This is a genomic window from Lactobacillus sp. UMNPBX17, assembly GCF_002553735.1.
In the GTDB taxonomy this organism is placed as follows: domain Bacteria; phylum Bacillota; class Bacilli; order Lactobacillales; family Lactobacillaceae; genus Lactobacillus; species Lactobacillus gallinarum.
Window position 1 is genome coordinate 1 of sequence record NZ_PCYT01000133.1, and the last position, 1581, is coordinate 1581.

General features: G+C 33.7%; 1 protein-coding gene. It reads right to left on the reverse strand.

Features of this window, described 5'->3' with window-relative positions; translation table 11 throughout:
- Nucleotides 1–123: 123 nt before the first annotated feature.
- Nucleotides 124–1494, reverse strand: coding sequence for an IS4 family transposase (locus tag CP368_RS09890; protein WP_089143496.1), 1371 nt, complete (start codon nt 1492–1494; stop codon nt 124–126).
- Between the last annotated feature and the right edge of the window lie 87 nt (nt 1495–1581).

Below are 1581 nucleotides of genomic sequence, written 5' to 3' on the forward strand. Positions count from 1 at the left end.
CAATGTCATTAAGTTAAGACATTGACAAATTGATAGTTTAAGCTTTTAGATCATTCATTTACAATTTATCGTATTTGGATGATCTTTTTTTCATGCCAAATAAGACCTAATCTTGTTTAGAAATTAGGCTACACGATACAAATAATATACGGCTGACTTAGGCTTGAGATTTCTTTGATCTTTTCTTCCCGGTCTGATAGGAATTGTATAGTGGCTAATTTGAATAAGAATTTTCTTGAAGATCTTAGTCGAAGAAGAAATTATATACATGGCTTGGACAATAAAGCATGATTGTTTAAAATTGATCGCATACTGATACTTACAGTTTTTTTGCGGTATATATGCTTGCGCATCGATTTGACTGACTGCGTTAAACATAATCATATGAGCATAGATCTCCATTTCAATAAATCTGTCCTGTTTAGAATGAAACTGTACGCTTCCCAAGGCGTATTTTAATTTTTTGAATGAAGTTTCAATTCCCCAGCGTAAATGGTAGATTTCTTTAATCCTTTTTAAGGGGTAATCAGTTCTATTTAGATTGGTTAAAACGACTTCCCATTCTTCTTTGCCTGACTTAGGATCATTAATTCTAAATTTACAGGCACGAAATTTTATTGTACATAATTCTTCAAAGTCCCAGCTGTCATCTCTAGTATTTTTAGACCGATATTTGATATACTGACGATAAAAGTGTTGAACATGATGAACATTCTCTGCGGCTTTATGAGTTGTGTAATAATAGCCTGATGTAGTTACCCAGCAAGCAATATCCTTATCGCATTCCTGATCAGGCAACGCGGCTATTTCTTTAACCGCACCATGTCCCGCTTTAGTACGTATTATGTAAAAACAATTAGGCAGACGATTGCAATTTTCAATCATGTTAAAACTGCTATAGCCTCGATCCATAGTGACTATATATGGTCCGCAATCTAAATTTTTAAGCATTTGGACAGCTGCTTTACGTTCGTCCATCTTGGATTTGGGCTGAAAGATGCAGTCTTGATAAGTATTATTTAACAGATCATAGAATGCATTAACATGAATTTGACAATATGGTTTTCTCTCGTGATTGGAAGCTTGTACAATATTTTCTGACTTAGGATTCCAAATTTGATTAAAGTCGGAACCATCAATGGCAAATAAACGATATTTATGATCAAGTAACTGGATATTAAATAAATTCTGATTAAATACAGTCAGAATATGCTTAAAACAAGCGGGTGAAAGTTGACCTTTGCGTTGAACATAGGCAGAAGTACTAACTACTTTGTCATTCTTTTCAATCGCATTTTTGCCAAAGGCTCTAAATAACTCGCTAGTTAAATCTTCACCTTGCATATTAATAGTAGTTTTAATGACCGTAGCTGCATCCAAGGTGCGCTTTCTAGTGAAGGCATGTGGATCATTAATAAAATCGTGAATATGTTTTCCAGTATCATTGATAATTTGATCAAGACGCTCTAAAATATTTCTATGAAGGGCTTTCATAATTAACACCAGCTTTCTGGTAATAATTTTGAAGGTTTAATAATTTAATCAGAGGGCGAAAAGGTAGGTTCTTTTCGCCTTTATTTT